The sequence below is a fragment of the Spirillospora sp. NPDC046719 genome (assembly GCF_040645715.1).
In the GTDB taxonomy this organism is placed as follows: Bacteria; Actinomycetota; Actinomycetes; order Streptosporangiales; family Streptosporangiaceae; genus Spirillospora.
This window is the reverse complement of the sequence record NZ_JBEYYT010000048.1, coordinates 15,854-37,477: the sequence shown is the minus strand read 5'-3', so window position 1 is coordinate 37,477 and position 21,624 is coordinate 15,854. Positions and strand designations below refer to the sequence as shown.

At 70.7% G+C, this 21,624-nt stretch carries 21 protein-coding genes and 1 tRNA gene; 20 read left to right on the top strand and 2 right to left on the bottom strand.

Annotation, left to right across the window (positions count from 1 at the left end):
• Positions 1-44 precede the first annotated feature (44 nt).
• On the bottom strand, positions 45-1,157 hold the full coding sequence (locus ABZ914_RS11780) for an adenosine deaminase (protein ID WP_500192961.1): 1,113 nt from the start codon (positions 1,155-1,157) through the stop codon (positions 45-47).
• A gap of 209 nt (positions 1,158-1,366) precedes the next feature.
• On the opposite strand from ABZ914_RS11780, the gene ABZ914_RS11775 reads away from it, so the two are divergent.
• From ABZ914_RS11775 to ABZ914_RS11765, 3 genes are all read left to right on the top strand, one after another.
• Positions 1,367-2,350 (top strand): hypothetical protein, encoded by a 984-nt coding sequence (locus tag ABZ914_RS11775; RefSeq protein WP_500192960.1) that lies wholly within the window; start codon positions 1,367-1,369, stop codon positions 2,348-2,350.
• A gap of 79 nt (positions 2,351-2,429) precedes the next feature.
• Positions 2,430-2,939, top strand: coding sequence for a SigE family RNA polymerase sigma factor (locus ABZ914_RS11770; RefSeq protein WP_190863952.1), 510 nt, complete (start codon positions 2,430-2,432; stop codon positions 2,937-2,939).
• 3 nt (positions 2,940-2,942) lie between these two features.
• Positions 2,943-3,695, top strand: a complete 753-nt coding sequence (locus ABZ914_RS11765) for a hypothetical protein (protein ID WP_500192959.1) — start codon at positions 2,943-2,945, stop codon at positions 3,693-3,695.
• 342 nt (positions 3,696-4,037) lie between these two features.
• Here the strand turns inward: ABZ914_RS11765 and ABZ914_RS11760 are convergent, their stop codons facing one another.
• Positions 4,038-5,249: a pyridoxal phosphate-dependent aminotransferase gene (locus ABZ914_RS11760; RefSeq protein WP_190863955.1), complete on the bottom strand. Its 1,212-nt coding sequence runs from the start codon at positions 5,247-5,249 to the stop codon at positions 4,038-4,040.
• A gap of 256 nt (positions 5,250-5,505) precedes the next feature.
• Here ABZ914_RS11760 and ABZ914_RS11755 point away from each other — a divergent pair.
• The 17 genes from ABZ914_RS11755 (at position 5,506) to ABZ914_RS11675 (ending at position 21,615) form a co-directional block, all read left to right on the top strand.
• Positions 5,506-5,578: transfer RNA gene (locus ABZ914_RS11755), tRNA-Trp, on the top strand.
• Positions 5,579-5,699: 121 nt separating this feature from the next.
• Complete coding sequence (gene secE / locus ABZ914_RS11750) at positions 5,700-5,948, top strand: preprotein translocase subunit SecE (RefSeq protein WP_500192958.1); 249 nt, start codon at positions 5,700-5,702, stop codon at positions 5,946-5,948.
• Positions 5,949-6,043: 95 nt separating this feature from the next.
• Positions 6,044-6,937, top strand: coding sequence for a transcription termination/antitermination protein NusG (gene nusG / locus ABZ914_RS11745; protein ID WP_500192957.1), 894 nt, complete (start codon positions 6,044-6,046; stop codon positions 6,935-6,937).
• Between the two features lie 297 nt (positions 6,938-7,234).
• Positions 7,235-7,663 carry a 50S ribosomal protein L11 gene (rplK, locus tag ABZ914_RS11740; RefSeq protein WP_387021939.1) on the top strand — a complete coding sequence of 143 codons (429 nt, stop codon included), beginning with the start codon at positions 7,235-7,237 and terminating at the stop codon, positions 7,661-7,663.
• A 61-nt stretch (positions 7,664-7,724) separates the two neighbouring features.
• Positions 7,725-8,441 (top strand): 50S ribosomal protein L1, encoded by a 717-nt coding sequence (gene rplA / locus ABZ914_RS11735; protein ID WP_190863961.1) that lies wholly within the window; start codon positions 7,725-7,727, stop codon positions 8,439-8,441.
• Between the two features lie 166 nt (positions 8,442-8,607).
• A complete protein-coding gene (locus ABZ914_RS11730; RefSeq protein ID WP_500192956.1) occupies positions 8,608-10,143 on the top strand; it encodes a class I adenylate-forming enzyme family protein in 1,536 nt (511 codons plus the stop codon).
• Positions 10,144-10,289: 146 nt separating this feature from the next.
• Positions 10,290-11,162 carry a hypothetical protein gene (locus tag ABZ914_RS11725; protein ID WP_500192955.1) on the top strand — a complete coding sequence of 291 codons (873 nt, stop codon included), beginning with the start codon at positions 10,290-10,292 and terminating at the stop codon, positions 11,160-11,162.
• Positions 11,163-11,337: 175 nt separating this feature from the next.
• Entirely contained in the window at positions 11,338-12,189 is an 852-nt protein-coding gene (locus tag ABZ914_RS11720; protein ID WP_500192954.1) for an SCO4651 family lipoprotein, read from the top strand.
• A 118-nt stretch (positions 12,190-12,307) separates the two neighbouring features.
• The gene (locus ABZ914_RS11715; RefSeq protein WP_387021927.1) at positions 12,308-13,192 is read left to right on the top strand and encodes an SCO4651 family lipoprotein; all 885 of its coding nucleotides are present in this window, start codon (positions 12,308-12,310) and stop codon (positions 13,190-13,192) included.
• 431 nt (positions 13,193-13,623) lie between these two features.
• Positions 13,624-14,211 (top strand): 50S ribosomal protein L10, encoded by a 588-nt coding sequence (gene rplJ / locus ABZ914_RS11710; RefSeq protein ID WP_433235140.1) that lies wholly within the window; start codon positions 13,624-13,626, stop codon positions 14,209-14,211.
• A 56-nt stretch (positions 14,212-14,267) separates the two neighbouring features.
• Positions 14,268-14,654 carry a 50S ribosomal protein L7/L12 gene (rplL, locus tag ABZ914_RS11705; RefSeq protein ID WP_190863981.1) on the top strand — a complete coding sequence of 129 codons (387 nt, stop codon included), beginning with the start codon at positions 14,268-14,270 and terminating at the stop codon, positions 14,652-14,654.
• A gap of 714 nt (positions 14,655-15,368) precedes the next feature.
• A complete protein-coding gene (locus tag ABZ914_RS11700) occupies positions 15,369-16,487 on the top strand; it encodes an ABC transporter ATP-binding protein (protein ID WP_500192953.1) in 1,119 nt (372 codons plus the stop codon).
• Positions 16,487-17,338 (top strand): MlaE family ABC transporter permease, encoded by an 852-nt coding sequence (locus ABZ914_RS11695; RefSeq protein ID WP_194737337.1) that lies wholly within the window; start codon positions 16,487-16,489, stop codon positions 17,336-17,338. The genes ABZ914_RS11700 and ABZ914_RS11695 overlap by 1 nt, the downstream gene beginning before the upstream one ends.
• Complete coding sequence (locus ABZ914_RS11690; protein ID WP_433142124.1) at positions 17,338-18,186, top strand: MlaE family ABC transporter permease; 849 nt, start codon at positions 17,338-17,340, stop codon at positions 18,184-18,186. Before ABZ914_RS11695 ends, ABZ914_RS11690 begins: the two co-directional genes overlap by 1 nt.
• Before the next feature lie 7 nt (positions 18,187-18,193).
• Entirely contained in the window at positions 18,194-19,504 is a 1,311-nt protein-coding gene (locus ABZ914_RS11685; protein WP_500192952.1) for an MCE family protein, read from the top strand.
• On the top strand, positions 19,501-20,532 hold the full coding sequence (locus ABZ914_RS11680) for an MCE family protein (protein WP_433142119.1): 1,032 nt from the start codon (positions 19,501-19,503) through the stop codon (positions 20,530-20,532). The genes ABZ914_RS11685 and ABZ914_RS11680 overlap by 4 nt, the downstream gene beginning before the upstream one ends.
• On the top strand, positions 20,533-21,615 hold the full coding sequence (locus ABZ914_RS11675) for an MCE family protein (RefSeq protein ID WP_500192951.1): 1,083 nt from the start codon (positions 20,533-20,535) through the stop codon (positions 21,613-21,615). It abuts the gene before it with no gap.
• The last annotated feature ends 9 nt before the right edge of the window (positions 21,616-21,624 follow it).

The window sequence follows — 21,624 nt, the reverse complement described above, 5'->3', positions numbered from 1 at the left end:
CTGGGCCCCCCCCCCTCGGGCCCCCCCCGCCAAGGGCAATGCCGTTAACACAACCAGGCGTCGATACCGGCCAGGAGGTGCTTGCGGACGTCGTCGGGAGCGGCCGACGCGCGCACCGACTGCCGCGCCAGCTCCGCCAGCTCGGCGTCGGAGAAACCGTGCACGTCGCGGACGATGTCGTACTGGCGGGCCAGCCGCGACCCGAACAGCAGCGGGTCGTCGGCGCCCAGCGCGATCGACGCGCCCGCCTCGAACAGCCGCCGCACCGGGACGTCCTCCGGCGTCGCCGCCACCCCCAGGCTCACGTTCGACGCCGGGCACACCTCCAGCGTCACGCCCCGGTCCACGATCCGGTCCAGCAGCCGCGGATCCTCCACCGCCCGCACGCCGTGCCCGATCCGGTCGGCGTCCAGCGTCTCCAGGCACTCCCGGACGCTCGCCGGGCCGAGCAGCTCCCCGCCGTGCGGATCCGACAGCAGCCCGCCCCGCTTGGCGATCCGGAACGCCCCCTCGAAGTCGTAGGCCCGGCCGCGCCGCTCGTCGTTCGACAGCCCGAACCCCACCACGCCCTGCCCGGTGTACCGGACGGCCAGCCGCGCGAGCGTCTTCGCGTCGAGGGGGTGCCGGGTCCGGTTCGCCGCGATCACCACGCCGATCCCGATGCCCGCCGCCTCGCCCGCCTCCCGCGCCGCGTCCAGCACCAGCTCGACGGTCGGCGTCAGCCCCCCGAACTTGGCCGCGTACCCGCTCGGGTCCACCTGGATCTCCAGCCAGCCCGACCCCTCCGCCGCCTCGTCCTCCGCCGTCTCCCGCAGCAGCCGCCGCAGGTCGTCGGGCGTCCGCAGGACGGAACGGGCGATGTCGTACAGCCGCTGGAACCGGAACCAGCCGCGCTCGTCGGTCGCCCGCAGCTTCGGCGGCCAGTCCTCCACCAGGGCGTCCGGCAGGTGGACGCCGTGCTCGGCGGCCAGCTCCACCAGCGTCGAATGCCGCATCGACCCGGTGAAGTGCAGATGCAGATGCGCCTTGGGGAGCAGGGCCACGTCCGGACGGGCGGAGCCGGGCCGCGCGGCGGCGGGCTCGATGCGGGACGGCTCCGGGTCCTCTCGCGGGGAACGGTCCTGCGGCGGGCGGGGTGACACGGTACGGGCCTCCATGGACCAATGTTGCCGGATCGTTCGACCCGCTGAACCCCCGCCCCACCAGGATCATCACACCGGACTACCCCGCATGGCACCCGGCGGCCATCCGCGCCCGTGGACATCACCGAAAAAACTTGGGAACCCCGTGCAACCCCGTTCCGTGGTCGCGCGTATACGAGGGGCGCAAGAGGAGAACACCGGACGGGCAGAGAGGGACTCAGACGATGATCACGCTGAAGGCCGCACTGATCGCTGCGGGCGCCATCGGAACCGTGGCCGTGGGCGGCGGCGCCACGTGGGCCATGACCGGCTCCCACCAGAACGCGGGCCTCCAGTCCGGCGACTCGAAGCTGCCGGCCGCGCACCGCGTCGTCGACGCCGCGCCGAAGACCGCGCCGACCTGCCTGCCCGCCCTCCCGAAGACGGGCAAGCTGCCGAAGACCGGCAAGCTCCCCACGGACGGCAAGCTCCCGAAGACCGGCGAGCTCCCGAAGACCGGTGAGGTGCCCGCGGGCAAGGTGCCGGCGAGCAAGCTGCCCGGGACCGAGCAGCTGCGCAAGGAGACCGAGGCCCTCAAGAAGAAGGCCGAGGCCGGCAAGCCCACGGTCAACGTCCCGAACCCGGGCGTCCCCGGCGTCGTCGCCCCCGGCACCCAGCCGACCGCGCTCCCGTCGGGCCGGCCGAACCTGCCGACCTGCGCGCCGTCCGCCAAGCCGCTGCGCAAGGCCGGCGCCCCGGCCGCCAAGCCGTCCGCGAGCATCCCGGGCAAGCCCGCGCTGCCCGCCGCGCCCGCCCTCGACTGCCGCACCCTCACCCCCGCGGTGAAGGTCGGCGGGACCGTCGAGCGGACCGTCATGCTCGCCAAGGGCCTCAAGTACGTCTCCGCCACCCCCGGCACCGCCGACCTCAAGAAGCTCAACATCTGCGCCGTCACGCAGAAGTGGACCGGCAAGGCCGGCCAGTGGCTGACCGTCGAAAGCCTGAAGACCCCCGCCGGGATGACGCAGAATCAGCTGCGGCAGGCTCTGAAGCTCCCCGAGGGCGGCACCCCGCTCACCATCGACGGCGTCGCCGCCTACCAGGGGCCGCGCGGCGGCGGGGTCCTGGTGTTCGACCCCAGCGGCTACTCGCTGTTCGTCAACGGCAACCCCGTCCTCGCGGGCGGGCCGAAGGACATCGCCACCGCGCTGCGGCAGGCGCACCAGTAAGAAGAAGGACCCGGGCGGACGGCCAGGCGCGGGGCCGTCCGCCCAGGACGCGGGATTCCCTCCACCCGGACGGAGAACAGTGGGGCGTCGAGACGACGAGTCGTTCGTTGAGTTCGTGGCGGAACGCGGCGATGCCCTGCTGCGCACCGCCTCGCTGATGTGCGGTGCCCGGCAGGACGCCGAGGACATCCTGCAGACCGCGCTGGAGAAGGCGTACCGGCACTGGGGACGGCTGGACGCCGACACAGACCCCGAGCCCTACGTCCGCCGGATCCTGGTCAACCTGGTGATCAGCCGGTCCCGGCGGTGGAAGGTGCTGCGGGAGATCCACATGGCGAGGCCGCCCGAGACGCCGACGCTCTCGGGCACCCACGCCGTCGAGCTGAGGGGGACGCTCATGGACGAACTGCGCAGGCTCGGCGCCCGCCAGCGGGCCGTGCTCGTGCTGCGCTTCTGGGAGGACCTCTCGGAGGCGGAGACCGCGCGGGTGCTCGGCTGTTCCGTCGGCACCGTGAAGAGCCAGGCATCCCGGGGGCTCGCCAGACTCCGGGAGCGACTCGGCGCGAACCTGGCGCCACTGGGGAGCTGAACGATGGACCTGGAGAGCGAACTCCGCGCGGCCATGGCCGAGCAGGTGGCGGGGACGGCCGCGCCGCCCTCGCTCGTGGCCGACGTGCGCCGCCGCCACCGGCGCCGCACGAACCGGATCCGCGCCACCGTCGGCGTCGCCGCCGCGTCCGTCGCCGCGCTCGCCCTGGTGCCCACCTACCAGTCGTTCCGGGCCACACCTGCCGGGGACTCCGCGACCTCCCGCCCCACGAGCGGACCCGCGGTCCTCGAGCAGCCGGAACGGCCGCCCGCCTCGGGCCTCCCAGCGTCCCCGTCGCCAGAGGGGAGGCCCGAGGCGGGGTCGACGCCGAAGCCGTCCGAGCACCCGCGGTCCGGCGACGCCGGCGGCGGAGGCGAACGGCCCGGCGCGCCCGGCCCCGCCGTGAAGCTCCCGAAGTGGGTCACCTACCTGCCGGGCGGCCTCGCCGCCACCGCCCCCTGCACGGCCACCGGCGACGCCAAGCGCCGCACCACCACCTGCAAATGGGGCGGGACGGACGGCTGGGTGCAGATCGCCCTCATCAAGGGAAGCGGCGTCGGCCTCACCGACCTCGCCCCCGTCGGCGGCGTCCCGACCCGCACCACCGTCCGCGGCATGCCCGCGCTCACCGGCGACCGCCCCGGCTCCGGACGCCAGATCTCCTGGATCGCCAAGCCCGGAACCGGCGTCACCGTCACCGCCGGCGGCGCCGCGAAGGACCAGCTCATGCGCATCGCGGAAGGCGTCCGCCCCTAGACCACGCTCCGGCGGGGACGTCCTCGAATGGCGGAGAGGGGCCGCCAGGACCGTTCCCCGCCGGAGCGTTCCTGTGTTTGTTTGCATCGCCCTCGGCGGTCAGGCGCTAGAGCGCCTTCCCTTCAACGGGCGATGCGTGCGATCGCTGCATCGCTTCGACTCGCCCTGGGGGCTCGCTGCGCGATCAAGTTCTCGCAAGCTCGAACTTGGCTTCGCTCGCGATCGCGACGGCTCGGGCCGGCGCGTGGTTGGGGCGCGGGCTGAGGCCGGTGCGCAGAGTCGCTGTACAAAAGGACCGGCCCCGGCGCTTTCGCGTCCGGGGCCGGTGTGGTCTCGGTCGGGTCAGCTCGCCTCGTTCAGGAGCTTCGCGACCCGGGAGACGCCCTCGACGAGGTCGTCGTCGCCCAGGGCGTAGGAGAGGCGGAAGTAGCCGGGGGTGCCGAACGCCTCGCCGGGCACCAGCGCGACCTCGGCCTCCTCCAGGATCAGCGACGCCAGCTCCACCGACGTCTCCGGGCGCTTGCCGCGGATCTCCTTGCCCAGCAGCGCCTTCACCGACGGGTACGCGTAGAACGCGCCCTCCGGCTCCGGGCACACCACGCCGGGGATCTCGTTCAGCATCCGCACGATCGTCTGGCGGCGCCGGTCGAACGCCTTGCGCATCTCCGCGACCGCCGACAGGTCGCCGGTCACCGCGGCGAGCGCGGCGGCCTGCGAGACGTTCGCCACGTTCGACGTCGCGTGCGACTGCATGTTCGCGGCGGCCTTCACCACGTCCGCCGGGCCGATCAGCCAGCCCACCCGCCAGCCGGTCATCGCGTACGTCTTCGCCACCCCGTTCAGCACCAGGGTGCGGTCGGCCAGCTCCGGCACCACGACGGGCATCGAGTGGAACTCGGCGTCCCCGTACACCAGGTGCTCGTAGATCTCGTCCGTGATCACCCAGAGGCCGTGCTCGTCGGCCCACCGGCCGATCGCCTCGATCTCGTCGCGCGAGTAGACCGCGCCCGTCGGGTTGGACGGGGAGACGAACAGCAGCACCTTCGTCCGGTCGGTGCGGGCCGCCTCCAGCTGCTCGACGCTCACCTTGTAGCCGGTGGTCTCGTCGGCGACCACGTCCACCGGCACGCCGCCCGCCAGCTTGATCGACTCGGGGTAGGTCGTCCAGTACGGGGTCGGGACGAGCACCTCGTCGCCCGGGTCCAGCAGCGCCGCGAACGCCTCGTACACCGCCTGCTTGCCGCCGTTGGTCACCAGGACCTGCGACGCGTCCACCTTGTAGCCGGAGTCCCGCTCGGTCTTCTCGGCGATGGCGGCGCGCAGCTCGGGCAGGCCGCCCGCCGGCGTGTACTTGTGGAAGCGGGGCACCCGGCAGGCGGTGACCGCCGCCTCGACGATGTAGTCCGGCGTCGGGAAGTCGGGCTCGCCCGCGCCGAAGCCGATGACCGGGCGACCGGCCGCCTTCAGGGCCTTGGCCTTGGCGTCCACGGCCAGCGTGGCGGACTCGGATATCGCGGCGATGCGCTTGGAGATGCGAGGACGGTCGATGCTCATATCCCTATCGTTACAGAAGCGAGGCCATGACCCGAGCGATATACCGGGCCCGGTGACATGCCCTTCGCGGCGGCCGCGCGGGTTTCCGCGCCGTCCGGTTCGACGCGGAGCCCTCGGCGACGTAGACTCCTCTCCCTAGTGACGCGTCACCGGCATACGACCCTGTCCGCACACGGGCATACCCAAGAGGTCGTAAGCTGGGGCACGGCACCGACCCGGTCCCGCGGCCGGGGTGTTCTCCTTAGCCGGAGAATGAAGGGCAGTGGCTCAATTGGTAGAGCTCCGGTCTCCAAAACCGGCGGTTGGGGGTTCGAGTCCCTCCTGCCCTGCGAGGTGCGGTGCGCGCACCGGTGCCGGCCGCGCCACGGCGCCCGCCGTGGCGTTCCGCGGCGCGGGCCGCGCGACAACCACTGGGTGGTTGGAACACGACCTATGAGGTGAACGGCGGCAATGGCGACTGAGACGCGCGGCGAGGCCGCGGCCAAGGACGAAGGCAAGGGGAAGTCCGCTCCCAGGCGGACCACTCCGGCGCTGTTCGTGCGCCAGGTCATCGCCGAGCTGCGCAAGGTCATCTGGCCGACCCGCCGCGAGCTCGTCACCTACACGACCGTGTCCCTGGTGTTCGTGCTCATCATGGTCGCGATCGTGTCCGGCTTCGACTACGGCCTGCAGCAGGGGATCTACAAGATCTTCGGCTGAGGCCGGTCGGCGGAGCGGCCATCGCCGCCCGGCGCCGCACCACCCGCCAAGAAGCACCGCCAATCCCATCGCAGACGTCCGGAGAGAGAGTCACCGTGTCCGAGCCCTCACAGCCGCCCTACGACGAGGCCGTTGACGAGGCCCAGTCCGCCGCGGCTGCTGCGGCCGGCCAGGCGGCCGAGCCCGCCGAGGACGCGGCCGAGGCCGCCGTCGCCGCCGGCGAGGCCGTGCCCGCGGACGAGAAGCTCGAGGGCGAGGGCGTCGCGCCCGACGCCGCCGCGGACGCCGCCGACCTCGCCGAGGCCGTCGAGGGCGCGGACGCCGCCGACGCCGCGGACGCGCCCGCCGGCGAGGACGACGCGGAAGGCGAGGACGAGGAGGCCGAGGCCGAGCCGCCCGCCGACCCGTACGCCGACTTCAAGATGCAGCTGCGCCTCCAGCCGGGCGACTGGTACGTCGTGCACTCCTACGCGGGGTACGAGAACCGGGTCAAGACCAACATCGAGACCCGCACCCAGACCCTCAACATGGAGGACTACATCTTCCAGATCGAGGTCCCCCAGCACGAGGTGACCGAGATCAAGGGCGGCAAGCGGCAGAAGGTCAACGAGAAGGTCCTGCCGGGCTACATCCTCGTCCGGATGGAGCTGACCGACGAGTCGTGGGCCGCGGTCCGCAACACGCCGGGCGTGACCGGGTTCGTCGGCCTGCTGAACAAGCCGTCCCCGCTGAGCCTGGACGAGGTCGCGAACCTGCTGGCGCCCGAGCCGGAGGAGGGCGTCGCCAAGGCCAAGGAGCAGGCCAAGGTCGCCGCCACCGTCGACTTCGAGGTCGGCGAGTCGGTCACCGTCATGGACGGCCCGTTCGCCACCCTCCCCGCCACCGTCAACGAGATCAACGCCGAGCAGCAGAAGCTCAAGGTGCTGGTGTCGATCTTCGGCCGGGAGACCCCGGTCGAGCTGAGCTTCAACCAGGTCTCCAAGATCTGACCGCCGCCGCCCGTCCGGCGCGGTCTGATCAGCACGTAGTCTTGACGGGTCGTCCTCGCCTCGGCGAGGGCGGCCCGATGCTCGTCTCGCCTCCGGGCGAGGGACATCGATCGGCCCCGCGCATGCGGGGATGGCCCCAAGAACATCGCCGCGCTCGTCAAGGCGCAGCTTTGCTCCCCGCGCACGCGGGGATGCGGGGTCGGCCAAGGTCCCAACACGGTGGTCATGTTCCGCCCGCCGCGTTGCCCGGAGAACCGGGAGTCGGGACCACAGTGAAACGGAACACAGAGGAGAGACATGCCTCCGAAGAAAAAAGTGGCGGCCCTGGTCAAGGTCCAGCTCCAGGCGGGCCAGGCCACGCCGGCGCCGCCGGTGGGTACCGCGCTCGGCCCGCACGGCGTCAACATCATGGACTTCTGCAAGCAGTACAACGCTGCGACGGAGTCCCAGCGCGGCAATGTCATCCCCGTAGAGATCACCATCTACGAGGACCGCTCGTTCTCCTTCGTCACCAAGACCCCGCCGGCCGCGCAGCTCATCCTGAAGGCCGCCGGTGTCGAGAAGGGCAGCGGCGAGCCGCACAAGACCAAGGTCGGCTCGGTCACCGCGGACCAGATCCGCGAGATCGCCACGACCAAGATGCCCGACCTCAACGCCAAGGACCTGGCGGCCGCGGAGAAGATCGTCGCGGGCACCGCGCGGTCGATGGGCATCGAGGTCAAGTAGTTCACCACCCAGTGGCAGGGCCGGGCGCGGCCCGTACCACGAGTTCCTTGGAGGAACGAGCATGAAGCGCAGCAAGGGCTACCGCGCGGCGGCCGAGAAGATCGACCGGGAGCGGCTGTACAGCCCGGCCGAGGCCGTCAAGCTGGCCAAGGAGACCACCGTCACCAAGTTCGACGCGACCGTCGAGGTCGCGCTGCGGCTCGGGGTCGACCCCCGCAAGGCCGACCAGATGGTGCGCGGCACCGTCAACCTGCCGCACGGCACCGGCAAGACCGCCCGGGTGCTGGTGTTCGCGGGCGGCGCGAAGGCGGAGGAGGCCCGCGAGGCCGGCGCCGACCTGGTCGGGTCGGACGACATGATCGAGCGGATCCAGGGCGGTTTCCTGGACTTCGACGCGGTCGTGGCGACGCCGGACCAGATGGGCAAGGTCGGCCGCCTGGGCCGGGTGCTCGGTCCGCGCGGCCTGATGCCGAACCCGAAGACCGGCACCGTGACGATGGACGTGGCCAAGGCGGTCTCCGACATCAAGGGCGGCAAGATCGAGTTCCGGGTGGACCGGCACGCGAACCTGCACTTCATCATCGGCAAGGCGTCCTTCAACGAGCGCCAGCTGGTGGAGAACTACGCGGCGGCGGTCGAGGAGATCCAGCGGCTCAAGCCGTCCGCGGCCAAGGGCCGGTACGTGAAGAAGGCCGCGCTGACGACGTCGATGGGGCCGAGCATCCCCGTCGACCCGAACGCGGTCCGCAACCTCACCGCGGAGCTCGAGGAGGCCTGATCACGGGCTTCCCCGCCCGCGGGTGAAACGGGCGAAACGGCAGGGCGTCTCCATCCGGAGGCGCCCTGCCGCGTTTCCGGAGCCCTTCCCGCTGAGCGGCACCGGCGGGTCCGGCGGCGCGCCCGGCCGGTAGATTGCGTCGCCGGATCGCGAGGAGAGGGGCGTGATGGGCGGATCGCCGCGCGGGGACCTCCACCGGCTCTACGACGTGCTCGACGCGGCGGCGGACGGCGCCCCCGACGCTCCGGCGCTGTCGGTGGACGGGACGACCTGGACGTTCCGGGAGCTGCGCGCGCGGACGGACGCCCTCAGCGCCTATCTCGGCGAGCGGTGCCCGCCGGGGGCGCGCGTGGCGCTGCTGGCGCACAACCGGCTGGAGTACGTGGCCGCCTACTACGGGGTGCCGCGTGACGGGCGCGTCCTGGTGCCGCTCAACCAGCGGCTTCATCCGCGCGAGTGGGCCGACCAGATCGTGCGCAGCGGCGCGTCGCTCGTGCTCGGCGAGACGGACCTGCTCGACCGGCTCGCCGCCGAGGGGGATCTGGGTGCCGGCCGTCCTCCGCTCGTGCCCGTCACCGATCTGCCCTGGGACGCGCCGCGACGACCGGACCGCACGGAGACGGGGCCGGACGGCGTCGCGTGGCTGATGTTCACCAGCGGGACGACGGGCCGCCCCAAGGGGGTGCGGCTCACGCACGCGAGCCTGCTCGCGGGCTTGAGGGTGTCGGCGTCGGGGCGGCCGGTCCGTCCGGGCGACGTGTTCTGCACGCCGTTCCCGCTCTGCCATGTGGCGGGCTACCAGGTGATGCTGCATCACCTGTACCGGCGGCATGCCGTGGTGATGCGCCGGTTCCGTCCGGCGGACCTGGTGGAGGCGGTGCGCCGGCACGGTGTCACGAACGTGTCGCTGGCGCCGACCATGCTGGAGGACCTGCTCGCGCACCTGGCCGACGACCCGGCGGCGCTGGAGGTGCTGCGCGGCGGCCTGCGGGTGGTCTCGTACGGGTCGGCGCCGATGCCGGTCCCGCTGCTGCGCCGGGTGCACGACATGCTCGGCTGCGACCTCAACCAGGGCTTCGGCATGACGGAGCTGTCCGGAAACGCGACGTTCCTGTCCCCGGACGACCACCGGGCCGCCATCGCGTCGCGACCGGGGCTGGCGGCGTCGGCCGGACGTCCCGCGGAGGGCGTCGAGATCCGGGTGGTCGGCGAGGACGGGGCGCCCGTCCCCACGGGCGCGCTCGGCGAGGTCGTCGTGCGGGGCGCGCAGGTCACGCCCGGCTACTGGGACGATCCGGACGCGACGGCGGAGGCGTTCGCGGGGGACTGGTTCCGCACCGGCGACGTCGGCCGCGTCGACGAGGACGGCTACCTCTACCTGGTCGACCGCCTCAAGGACGTGATCGTCACCGGGGGCGAGAACGTCTCGTCCCGGGAGGTGGAGGACGTGCTGCGCACGGTCCCGGGCGTCGGGGAGGTCGCCGTGGTCGGGCTGCCGGACCCGCGCTGGGGCCAGTCGGTGTGCGCGGTGATCGTGGCCGACGGCGCGCGGCCGGCGGACGAGGAGCTGATCAGCGCGTGCCGGGCGAGGCTCGCCGGGTTCAAGACGCCGCGCCGCATCGAGTACGTCGACGCGCTGCCGCGCACCGGCAACGGCAAGGTCCGCAAGTCGGTGCTCCGCGACCGCCTCGCCGGAGGCTGAGGCTCCGGCCGCGCCGGGAGCCAGGGGCGTCACGTCGCGATCATGCCGTTGACCTGCGGGATACCGCGCCCCCGGTCCGGATCAGGACAATTCTATTGGACGGATCGTTTTGTTGTGATTGGTGTGGTTGGTGTTGAATCGTCCCCGTGAAGCGCCGAACCGACCGGATCATCGCCGTCTCCGCCGTCACGGCCGTGGCCGTGGTGCCCACCGCGATCCTGATGGCGGTGAAGACCGGCGTCATGTCGTCGAAGGACTCGGGCGCCCTGCCGCCGAGCGCGCAGATGGCGCAGGCGGACCCGGCGAACCCGAACAACGCCACGTCGGGCGCGGTGGCGCCGTCCGCGTCCGGCGCACCCGGCTCGGGCACCGGGACCGGCAGCGGCGCGGGCACGCCGGGCGGGCGGACGGCCGGGCCGGGCGGCGCCGCGGCGAACCCGTCGCCGAAGCCGGGCCCCGAGCTGAGGTCGTTCGTCCGCAAGACGAGCGTGAAGCTCACGATCGGGACGGGCGGCGACTACAAGCAGGCGTCCGAGACCGCGACGATCAGCCTGTGGCCCTCGTTCTCGATGAACGCGGTCGGCGTCACGCAGACGATGAAGGACGGCACGCTCAGCAAGATCACGCAGAAGGTGATCGTGAGCGGGAGCACGCTGTCCGGGTTCGACGGCGAGAAGTGGACGAAGTCCAAGCTCAGCGCCGCGCAGCTGGAGAAGCTGCGGACGGGGTCGGACCCGCGGCAGTTCACGTACATCATCCGCGGCGTGCCCGGCAACGTGGTGACCGGCCCGGACGCGAACGGCCGCACCCACTACCTCGCGCAGGCGCTGATGGGCAGCGTGTACGGCCTGCTGCCGAAGGAGACCGCGGACGCGGTCCGCAAGGTCGTCCCGGAAGACGTCGGCATCTCGCTGGACCTGTGGTCGGGCAAGCAGGACCGTCCGGCGACGATCGGGCTGTCCGCGACGGCGCCCGACGGGACGTTCGCCGGCTCCATGGCGTTCGGCTCCTACCGCTGACGTCCTCCCGAAACGCCCGCCGCGCGCGCTCTTGCGCATGGCCGTTCGGCCATGAGCGGGGTACGCCGATGGTCGTACCGGCCTAAGCCCTGTTCGTACCACCGGGGGATGTAGCGCCGTTAACGCCTCGACAGACTGGGAACACCAGCAGGGCGACAAGGGAGGCCGAAACCTCATGAACCGACGACTGGTAGTGGCCGCCGGAGGCACCGCCGTGGGTGCCGCGCTCCTCCTGTCCGGGTGCAACGGGGACGGGTCGGGCTCGAACGCGAACATGAAGCTCAGCGCCAACGAGGCGCTGCTGAAATCGTCACAGAAGACGGCGCAGTCGGACACGTTCAAGGCCGACCTGACCGTCACCGGCAGCGGCTCGGACTCCGGCAGGATCCACGCGACGGGCCAGTTCCGGCTCAAGCCGGCGCTGAAGTTCAGCGCGCAGCTCGACGACGTGACGCACAACGGGCAGACCGTGCCGGGCGCCAAGGGCCAGGCGATCTTCACCGACAACACGCTCTACGCCAAGGTGCCGCAGCTCGCGCAGTTCATCAGCGGCGGCAAGCCGTGGGTGAAGATCGACGTGAACCAGGTGTCCCAGCGCACCGGCTTCGACGTGCAGGGCCTCGTGAACCAGGTCGAGAAGGTGAACCCGGCCGAGCAGACCAAGATGTTCACCGGCTCCAAGGACGCCCACCGGGTCGGCACCGAGACGATCGACGGCGTGAAGACCGTCCACTACGCGGGCACGGTCACCGTCAAGGACGCGCTGAACCGGCTCGACGCCCAGACCCGCGACAAGGTCGACGGGTGGCTGCCGAAGGACCACGCCAACGGCAAGATCAACTTCGATCTGTGGACGGACGGGAACAACCTGCCGCGCAAGCTCGTGTCCAAGGCGTCCGACAAGCAGGGCGACAACGGCTCGGTGACGGTGCTCTACAGCGACTACGGCAAGTCCTTCGGGGTGAACGCGCCGCCGTCCGACCAGGTCGGCACCATGTCGCTGGGCTCGCTCCTCGGCGGGAACTGACACACAGGTCACACCGGGCGACACGGGACAGACTGAACCCCGCTAGTCTCCCCTGCGTCTCATACGGGGTCCGGTCCGAGCGTCCGGGCTCCATGACGCAGACCGAGGAGATGCACCCATGATCCGACGTTTCGCCGCGGGCACGGCGGTCGCCGCCGGCCTCGCCCTCGCGCTGACCGGCTGTCTCGGCGACGCCGGGAACAAGGTGGACGAGGCCGGCAAGAACATCAAGCTGACCGCCGCGGAGGCGCTCGGCAGGACGGCCCAGAAGACCGGGAAGATCGACTCGTTCCAGGCCGACATGTCGATGACGTCGACGGGCTCGCCCACCGGCGACATCAACATGGCCGGGACGATGCAGTACCGGACCAAGCCGGACCTCGCCTTCAGCATGGACTTCGGCAGCATGTCGGTCGGCGGCAAGTCGATGGCCGGCATGAAGGAGGTCCTGGTCGGCCGCACCATCTACATGAAGATCCCGCAGCTCGCGCAGCTCGGCGGCGGCGCGTCCGCCAAGCCCTGGGTGAAGATGTCGCTGGACGAGGTCGGCGCGAAGTCCGGCCTGAACATGGACCAGCTGCTCCAGCAGTCGCAGCAGATGGACCCGGTGCAGAACACCAAGATGCTGACGGCGTCCAAGGACGCCCGCGAGGTCGGCAAGGAGACGGTGAACGGCGTCCAGACCACCCACTACACCGGCACCTACCGGGTGGCGGACGCGGTCGCCAAGCTCCCCGCCGACCAGCGGCAGGCGTACGAGAAGAACCTGGCGAAGTCCGGCATGAACGGCGACATGAACTTCGACCTGTGGGTGGACGGGCAGCAGCTGCCCCGCAAGATGACGATGAAGACCGGCCAGACGGCCGCCGGCGTCATGACGATCACGACCACCTACCGCGACTTCGGCAAGCCGGTGCAGGTCAGCGCTCCGCCGGCGAGCCAGGTCACCGACTTCGACGCGCTGCTCAAGAGCATGGGCAACGGCCTGGCCCCCGGCGCCTGACGGGGACGACTCGCAAGCGAACGACGGAACCACCGACGGAGGGCCGCGCCGGCCGACCGGCGCGGCCCTCCGCGCGGAGTGGCCCCGCGCCGACACGGCCTCGCGGGGACGCGGCCTCGCGGGGATGCGGCCTCGCGGGGACGCGGCCACGTGTGGATGCGGCCACGCGCCGATTTGGCCTCGCGCCGCTCCGGCACGTACTCTGTTGTCTGCCGAAGACCGCCGGTCGCCGTTCCGCGAGGGACGGCCGAAGGTCCCGATCCGTTCGGGCGGCCTGCGTAGGTGAGACGAGAGCCTTCCGCTCGGCCTTTCCCGGGCCTGGCAAGACGCCCCGTGCACACCTGCGCCGGGGCGTTTTTTGGTGGATCGGCGCCTGACCCGCGAGGGCCGGGCGCGGATCGTGACCACCCAGGTAATCGGAAGGAGGCCACATGGCTAAGGCCGAGAAGGCCGCGGCGATCGCCGAGCTCAAGAACGATTTCGAGAGCTCCAACGGCGCCGTGCTGACCGAGTACCGCGGGCTGACGGTGGCGCAGCTCAAGGAGCTGCGCACCAACCTCGGCGAGACCGCGAAGTTCGCCGTGGTGAAGAACACGCTGACCAAGCGCGCCGCGAACGAGGCCGGTGTCGACGAGCAGTTCCGTGAGCTGCTCGAAGGCCCGTCGGCCATCGCGTTCGTCCGCGGCGACGTGGTCGAGGCCGCCAAGGGCCTGCGTGACTTCGCCAAGGCCAACCCGCTGCTGGTGATCAAGGGCGGCTTCATCGACGGCAAGTCGATGGACGCCGCGGAGATCACCAGGCTCGCGGACCTCGAGTCCCGCGAGGTCCTGCTGGCCAAGCTGGCCGGCGCGATGAAGGGCTCCATGGCCAACGCGGCCGCGCTCTTCAACGCCCTGCCGACGCAGGCGGCCCAGCTCGCCGAGGCGCTGCGCGCCAAGCGCGAGGCCGGCGGCGAGTCCGCCGAGGCCCCCGCCGACGCGCCGGCCGCCGAGGCCGCCGACGAGGCACCCGCCGAGTAGGCAACCCGCGGTTCCCCTTAAACCCCAGATCCTGAAGCCATAGCGGAGGAAACATCATGGCGAAGCTCAGCACCGACGAGCTGCTCGACGCGTTCAAGGAGATGACCCTCCTCGAGCTGTCCGACTTCGTGAAGCAGTTCGAGGACGTCTTCGACGTCAAGGCCGCCGCGCCCGTCGCGGCCGCCGTCGCGCCGACCGGCGCCGCCCCGGCCGCCGAGGAGGCCGCCGCGCAGGACGAGTTCGACGTCATCCTCGAGGGCGCCGGCGACAAGAAGATCCAGGTCATCAAGGAGGTTCGCACCCTGACGAGCCTCGGCCTCAAGGAGGCCAAGGACCTGGTCGACGGCGCGCCGAAGCCGCTGCTCGAGAAGGTCAACAAGGAGACGGCCGACAAGGCCAAGGAGGCCCTGGAGAAGGCCGGCGCGACGGTCACCGTCAAGTAAGGCCCTCCGGAGCGTCCCGGAGCCCGCGCGGCTCCGCTGCTCTTTCGAGGCGGCCGTCCCACCTTCGGGTGGGGCGGCCGCCTTTTTCGTGTCACTGAACCCGTTCGCCTGGGCGCTCTCGTGCGGGTCGGTGGGGCCGTTCGCATTGGCGGGCCGGGTCGCGTCGGTGTGTCCGTTCTCGTTGGCGAGGCTGGTCGCGTGGGCCGCCTCCGTCGGGTGCCTTCGCAGGTGAACGGGGTCGCGCCGGGGGCTGGGCACGGGCGCCTTGTCGGGATGGCGCAACAGAGGGCCCGTTTCTGGTGCGTTTCCTGTGGGCGAGTGATAAAGAGCTGGTGAAAAGCGTGTGCCGGGGCGGGTTGTGCGGTAGTCGGCGGGCGGCGTAGCGTCCCGTCCTGACGCTGTGGCCACACCCGGCCGCCCTGTCCCGGCCGGCGGCTCCAGCGCGCCGCCGCACCCCTGGCTTGAGGCGCCGGTTCTTGGACCACTAGTCTCATAGGGCCCGTAAGTAACGATTGTCTTACGACGTCGGATTTTGCCGCTGATCTGGGGCGGAACCCCTTCCATTTGGACGGGGGGCCGCTACGGTAGTGGCACCCGTCACGGCTACCGGGCGGTAGCAACGAGACGGACACGAGGTGTGACGGGCAGGCAAGAGCCAGAGTGCTACTCGCTCATTGGTTCGGGATTCCCCCCGGCCTGGACGAAAGGTGACGAGTGGGCGTCGAGATCAGAGTCGAGGGCCTGACCAAGTCCTTCGGCCGCCAGGTGATCTGGCAGGACGTGTCGCTGACCATTCCCGCAGGTGAGATCTCCGTTCTTCTGGGCCCGTCCGGTACCGGCAAGTCGGTCTTCCTGAAGTCCCTCGTCGGCCTGCTCAAGCCGAACCGCGGGCACATCTGGATCGGCGACAAGGACCTCCCGTACCTGCCCGAGTCGCAGCTCTACGAGACCCGCAAGCTGTTCGGCGTGCTGTTCCAGGACGGCGCGCTGTTCGGGTCGATGAACCTGTTCGACAACATCGCCTTCCCGCTGCGCGAGCACACCAAGAAGTCCGAGTCCGAGGTCAAGCGCATCGTCCTCGAGAAGATGGAGATGGTCGGCCTCCTCGGCGCCGAGTACAAGCTGCCCGGCGAGATCTCCGGCGGTATGAAGAAGCGCGCCGGCCTCGCCCGCGCCCTCGTGCTGGACCCCGAGATCCTGCTGATCGACGAGCCGGACTCCGGCCTCGACCCCGTCCGCACCGCGTTCCTGAACCAGGTGTTCATCGACCTGAACGCGCAGCTCAACGCGACGTTCCTGATCGTCACCCACGACATCAACACCGCCCGCACCATCCCCGACAACATCGGCCTGCTGTACCAGCGGCACCTGGCGATGTTCGGGCCGCGGGAGATGCTGCTGTCCAGCGAGGAGCCGGTCGTCCGGCAGTTCCTCAACGCCAGCAAGATCGGCCCGATCGGCATGTCGGAGGAGAAGGACGCCTCCGAGCTGGAGGCCGAGTCGAAGATGGGCCTGGACTCCGGCAAGCTGCCCCCCATCCCGCCGCAGCAGATGCCGAGCAACGGCATGCTGCGGGCCGGCATGCACGCCCCCGGCGCCTGGTGCGCCGCGCACGGCGTCACGCCGCCGCCCGGGTCGTTCATCGACGACCTCGGCCGCAACTGGGTGGAGGAGTGGCCGCGGTACGTGGCGTCCATGTCCGCCGGCGCGGCCGCCGCCCCGGCGGCCCCGGGCGGACCGCCGCCCGCGGGCCCGCCGCCCGGCGGCCCCGGCGCCCCCGGCATGTTCCCCGGCAGCCCGCCGCCCGGCGCGCCCGGAGGTGCGGCGTACTGATGTCCACTCCTGGTATCGGCGCGGACCAGCGAGGGGGAAGGCGGACCGGAGGGTCCTCCGGCACGCTCCGCAAGATCGGGGACGGCGCGGCCAACGTCGCGATCAAGGAGCCCGGCCGCTTCTTCGGCATGTGCCTGGACACCGGGCGGCAGCTGTTCCGCCCGCCCTTCCAGTGGCGCGAGTTCATCGAGCAGGCCTGGTTCATCGTCAGCGTCACCGTCGTCCCCACCATGCTGGTCGCCATCCCGTTCGGCGGCGTGCTGTCGCTGCAGGTGGGCGGGCTCATCCGGCAGCTGGGCGCGCAGTCCTACACCGGTGCGACCGCGGTGGTCGCGATCGTCCGCGAGGCCAGCCCGCTGGTCACCTCGCTGCTGGTCGCGGGCGCCGCGGGGTCGGCGATGTGCGCCGACATCGGCTCCCGCAAGATCCGCGAGGAGATCGACGCCATGGAGGTGCTCGGGATCAACCCGCTGCAGCGCCTCGTGGTGCCGCGCACCCTCGCGTGCGCGTTCGTCGCGCTGTTCCTGAACGGCCTGGTGTCGGTGGTCGGCCTGCTCGGCGGCTACTTCTTCAACGTCGTGCTGCAGGACGGCACGCCGGGCGCCTACCTCGCCTCGTTCAACGCGATCGCGCAGCTGCCCGACCTGGTGCAGGCGGAGATCAAGGCGTTCGTGTTCGGCATCACCGCCGGGCTGGTCGCGGCCTACAAGGGCCTGAACGCCAAGGGCGGCCCGAAGGGCGTCGGCGACGCGGTCAACCAGACCGTGGTCATCACCTTCATGCTGCTGTTCGTCGAGAACTTCATCATCTCGACGCTGTACACCCAGTTCGTCCCGGCGAAGGGCATGTGATGGCGGCCCCAACGAAGGCGGGGAAGGCCGTCAACCGGGCGATCAGCGGTCCCCTGGACCGGCTGGACGACTTCGGCCACCAGATGTCGTTCTACGTCCGCGCGTTCGCGTGGACGTTCCGGGTGCTGCGCCGGTACCGCGTCGAGGTGCTGCGGCTGCTGGCCGAGGTGAGCCTCGGCACGGGCGGCCTCGCCGTCATCGGCGGCTCGGTGGTCATCGTCGGCTTCATGACGTTCTTCACCGGCAGCCAGGTCGGCCTGGAGGGCTACGAGTCCCTCGACCAGATCGGCACCGCCGCGTTCACCGGCTTCATCGCCTCCTACTTCAACACCCGCGAGATCGCGCCGCTGGTGTCGGCGCTGGCGCTGTCGGCGACGGTCGGCTGCGGGTTCACCGCCCAGCTCGGCGCGATGCGGATCTCCGACGAGATCGACGCGCTCGAGGTGATGGCGGTCCCGTCGATGCCGTTCCTGGTCACCACCCGGATGATCGCGGGGATGGTCGCGGTGATCCCGCTGTACGTGGTGGGCCTGCTGGCCTCCTACGGCGCGACGCGGGTCATCGTGACGATGTTCTACGGCCAGTCGACCGGCACCTACGACCACTACTTCCATCTGTTCCTGCCGCCGCACGACATCTACTGGTCGTTCGGCAAGGTGATCATCTTCTCGGTGCTGGTGATGCTGATCCACTGCTACTACGGCTACAACGCCAGCGGCGGCCCGGCCGGCGTCGGCATCGCGGTCGGCCGCGCGGTGCGCACCAGCATCGTGGTGATCAACGTGGCGGACCTGCTGCTCGGCATGGCCATCTGGGGCACCAGCACCGGCGTCCGGATCGCGGGGTGACGCGGCCGTGAGCGAACGCATGCGCTACCGCGTGCTCGGGCTGGCCATGATCCTCGTGATCGTGATGCTGCTGGCGCTGACCGTGGCGTTCTACAACAAGTGGTTCACGCCGGTGACGAACGTGAAGGTCGCGACGGAACGGGCCGGGCTGCAGCTGCTGCCGCACGCGGACGTGAAGGTCCGCGGCATCATCGTCGGCGAGGTCCGCGGCACGCACGTGTCCGGCGGCGGCGCGACGCTCGACCTCGCGCTGGACCCCGGCAAGGCCAAGCTGATCCCGAACAACGTGCAGGCGCGGCTGCTGCCGAAGACGCTGTTCGGCGAGAAGTACGTCGACCTGGAGATCCCGCAGCAGCCGGGCCCGCAGGGCCTGCGCGCCGGCCAGACGATCCAGCAGGACCGCTCCCAGCAGGCCGTCGAGATCAACAAGGTGCTGGACGACCTGCTGCCCGTCCTCCAGGCCGTGAAGCCGGCCGAGCTGAACACCACCCTGAACGCGCTGGCCACGGCGCTGCAGGGCCGCGGCGACCAGATCGGCCAGGACATCGACGAGGCCAACACGCTGCTGCAGAAGATCAACCCGCAGCTGCCGACGCTGGTGCACGACCTGCACAGCCTCGCCGACGTGTCCGACATCTACGACCAGGCCGCGCCGGACCTGCTGCAGACGCTGCGCAACATCAACGTGACCAGCCGGACGATCACCGACAAGAAGGCGACGATCGAGCAGCTGATCCCGGCGACGACCGCGCTCGCGCAGGGCGGCGACGCGTTCATGACGCAGAACGCGCCGAAGATCGTCGGCGTGAACATCGCGAGCCGCACCGGGCTGTCGCTGATCGCCCGGTACTCGCCGTCGCTGCCGTGCGTGTTCGCCGGGCTGGTGAAGCTGCGCCCGGAGGCCGAGCGGGTGGCCGGCGGCAACGGGTCCAAGACCTTCAACCTGACCGTCGAGATCGTCAAGCCGCGGCCGGGCTACAAGTACCCGCTGGACCTGCCCGAGGCCAAGGACCAGCGCAACCCCCGCTGCTACGGGCTGCCGAACCCGAAGGTCCCCTCGCCGGACTACCTGGCGCTGGACGGCACCCAGGACGACCTGTGGTGGAAGAACCCCGATGACCCCAACGGCGGCAGCGGCGGCGGCGCGCGCGGGCGCGGCATCTCCGACGTGTTCGTCGACCCGGGCGCGATGAGCGAGAACGACAAGATCAAGAACATCGTGGGGCCGATGACGCGGACCCCGGCCGACGAGGTCTCCGACGTCGCCTCGCTGATGTACGGGCCGCTGCTGCGCGGATCGGTGGTGACGATCAAGTGAGGACGACCAGCGCCGCGATCAAGCTCGGCATCTTCGTGGTGCTCACCGCGCTCGCCACCGGCGTGCTCGCGATGACGATCTCCAACGCCCGGTTCGGGCCGTCCCGCGAGTACAAGGCGATCTTCACCGACGCGACCGGGCTGCTCGACAACGACGACGTGCGCGTCGCGGGCGTCCGGGTCGGCCAGGTGAAGAGCGTCAAGCTGTACCACGGCAACCAGGCCCAGGTGACGTTCAGCATCCAGAAGAGCGGCGTGTTCGAGGCGGGGCTGCCGTCGTCCACGCAGGCGCAGATCCGCTACCGCAACCTGATGGGGCAGCGGTACCTGTCGCTGAGCGACGGCGCCGGGCAGGCCAACAGCTACCTCAGGACCGGCGGCACGATCCCGGTCGCGCAGACCCAGCCCGCGCTCGACCTCACCGCGCTGTTCAACGGGTTCCACCCGCTGTTCCAGGCGCTGGAGCCGAAGGACGTCAACACCCTCGCCACCCAGATCATCCAGGTGCTGCAGGGCGAGGGCGGGACGGTCAACAGCCTGCTGTCGCACGTGGCGTCGCTGACCAACACCCTCGCCGACCGCGACCAGGTGATCGGCGACGTGATCGACAACCTGAACACCGTGCTCGGCACGATCGACGACCGGCACCAGCAGGTCGAGCAGCTGATCACCGACCTGCGCGGGTTCGTCAGCGGGGTGTCCGGCGACCGGCAGGCGATCTTCGACTCGGTGTCGGCGATCAACCAGCTGACCGGGACCACCGCGGGCCTGCTGAAGCAGTCCCGGCCGGGGATCAAGAGCGACATCGCCGGGCTGAAGCAGCTCACCGGGACCCTCAACGCCAACAGCGGCCAGGTGAACTCGGCCCTGGAGGGCTCGCCGAGGACGCTGCAGAAGCTGGTCAGCATCTCCCAGTACGGCTCCTGGTTCAACATGTACATCTGCGGCCTCGACGCGCGGGTGCGGCTGCCGGGCGGACCGGTCTACCAAACGCCGGCGATCGTGAACGAGAACGCGAGGTGCAAGTAGATGAGGATCCCGTTCCGGGAGCGCAACCCGGTCCCCATCGCCCTCATCGGCTTCGCGGTGATCATCCTGGCGCTCGTGCTGGCGATGAACCTCGGGAACATCCCGTTCGTCAACGGCGGCACCACGCACACCGCCACGTTCGCGGAGGCGGCCGGGCTGAAGTCGGGGGAGGAGGTCCGGATCGCCGGCGTCAAGGTCGGCAAGGTCACCGGCCTCGACCTCGACCACGGCCATGTCAAGGTCACCTTCCAGGTGGACGAGAACGTGCGGCTCGGCGACCGCACGCAGGCCGACATCAAGATCAAGACGCTGCTCGGCCAGCACTTCCTGGCGCTCACCCCGCAGGGGACCGGACGGCTCGGCCGCAACATCCCGCTGAAGGACACGCACACGCCGTTCGAGGTCGTGCCGGCGATCAGCCAGCTGAGCCAGCGCGTCGACCAGATCGACACGGTGCAGCTCGCCAAGTCGTTCGACACCCTCTCGGACACCTTCAAGAACTCCCCGCCGGAGGTGCGGGCGTCCCTGCAGGGGCTGCGCCGGCTGTCGAACACCGTCGCGTCCCGCGACGACCAGCTGCACGAGCTGGCCGGGAAGGCCAAGGACGTCTCGCAGCTGCTGGCCGACCGCAACCAGGACTTCGCCAAGCTCGTCCAGGACGGCGACAAGGTCCTCCAGGCCGTGCAGGCCCGCCGCGCCGTGATCCACCAGCTGCTGGTCAACACGGTCACGCTGTCGCAGCAGGTGAACGCGCTGATCAGTGAGAACCAGGCGCAGCTGAGGCCGATGCTGGACAACCTCACGAAGGTCAACCGGATCCTGCTGAAGAACCAGGACAACCTGGACCGGACGATCCAGCTGTTCGCGCCGTACGCCCGGCAGTTCTCCGACGTCGTCGGCACCGGCCGCTGGTTCGACTCCTACATCCAGAACCTTCTCCCCATCCCCGCCTCGATCCAGGACGCCCCGAAGAGCACGGGCACCGGGACGGGCGGCACGACCCAGGGCGGCGGCCAGCAGAAGCAGAACGGCCGGACCGGTACCGGCAACAACAGCGGCAACCCGTTGCCCTTCCTCCCGTGAGCAGGCAGG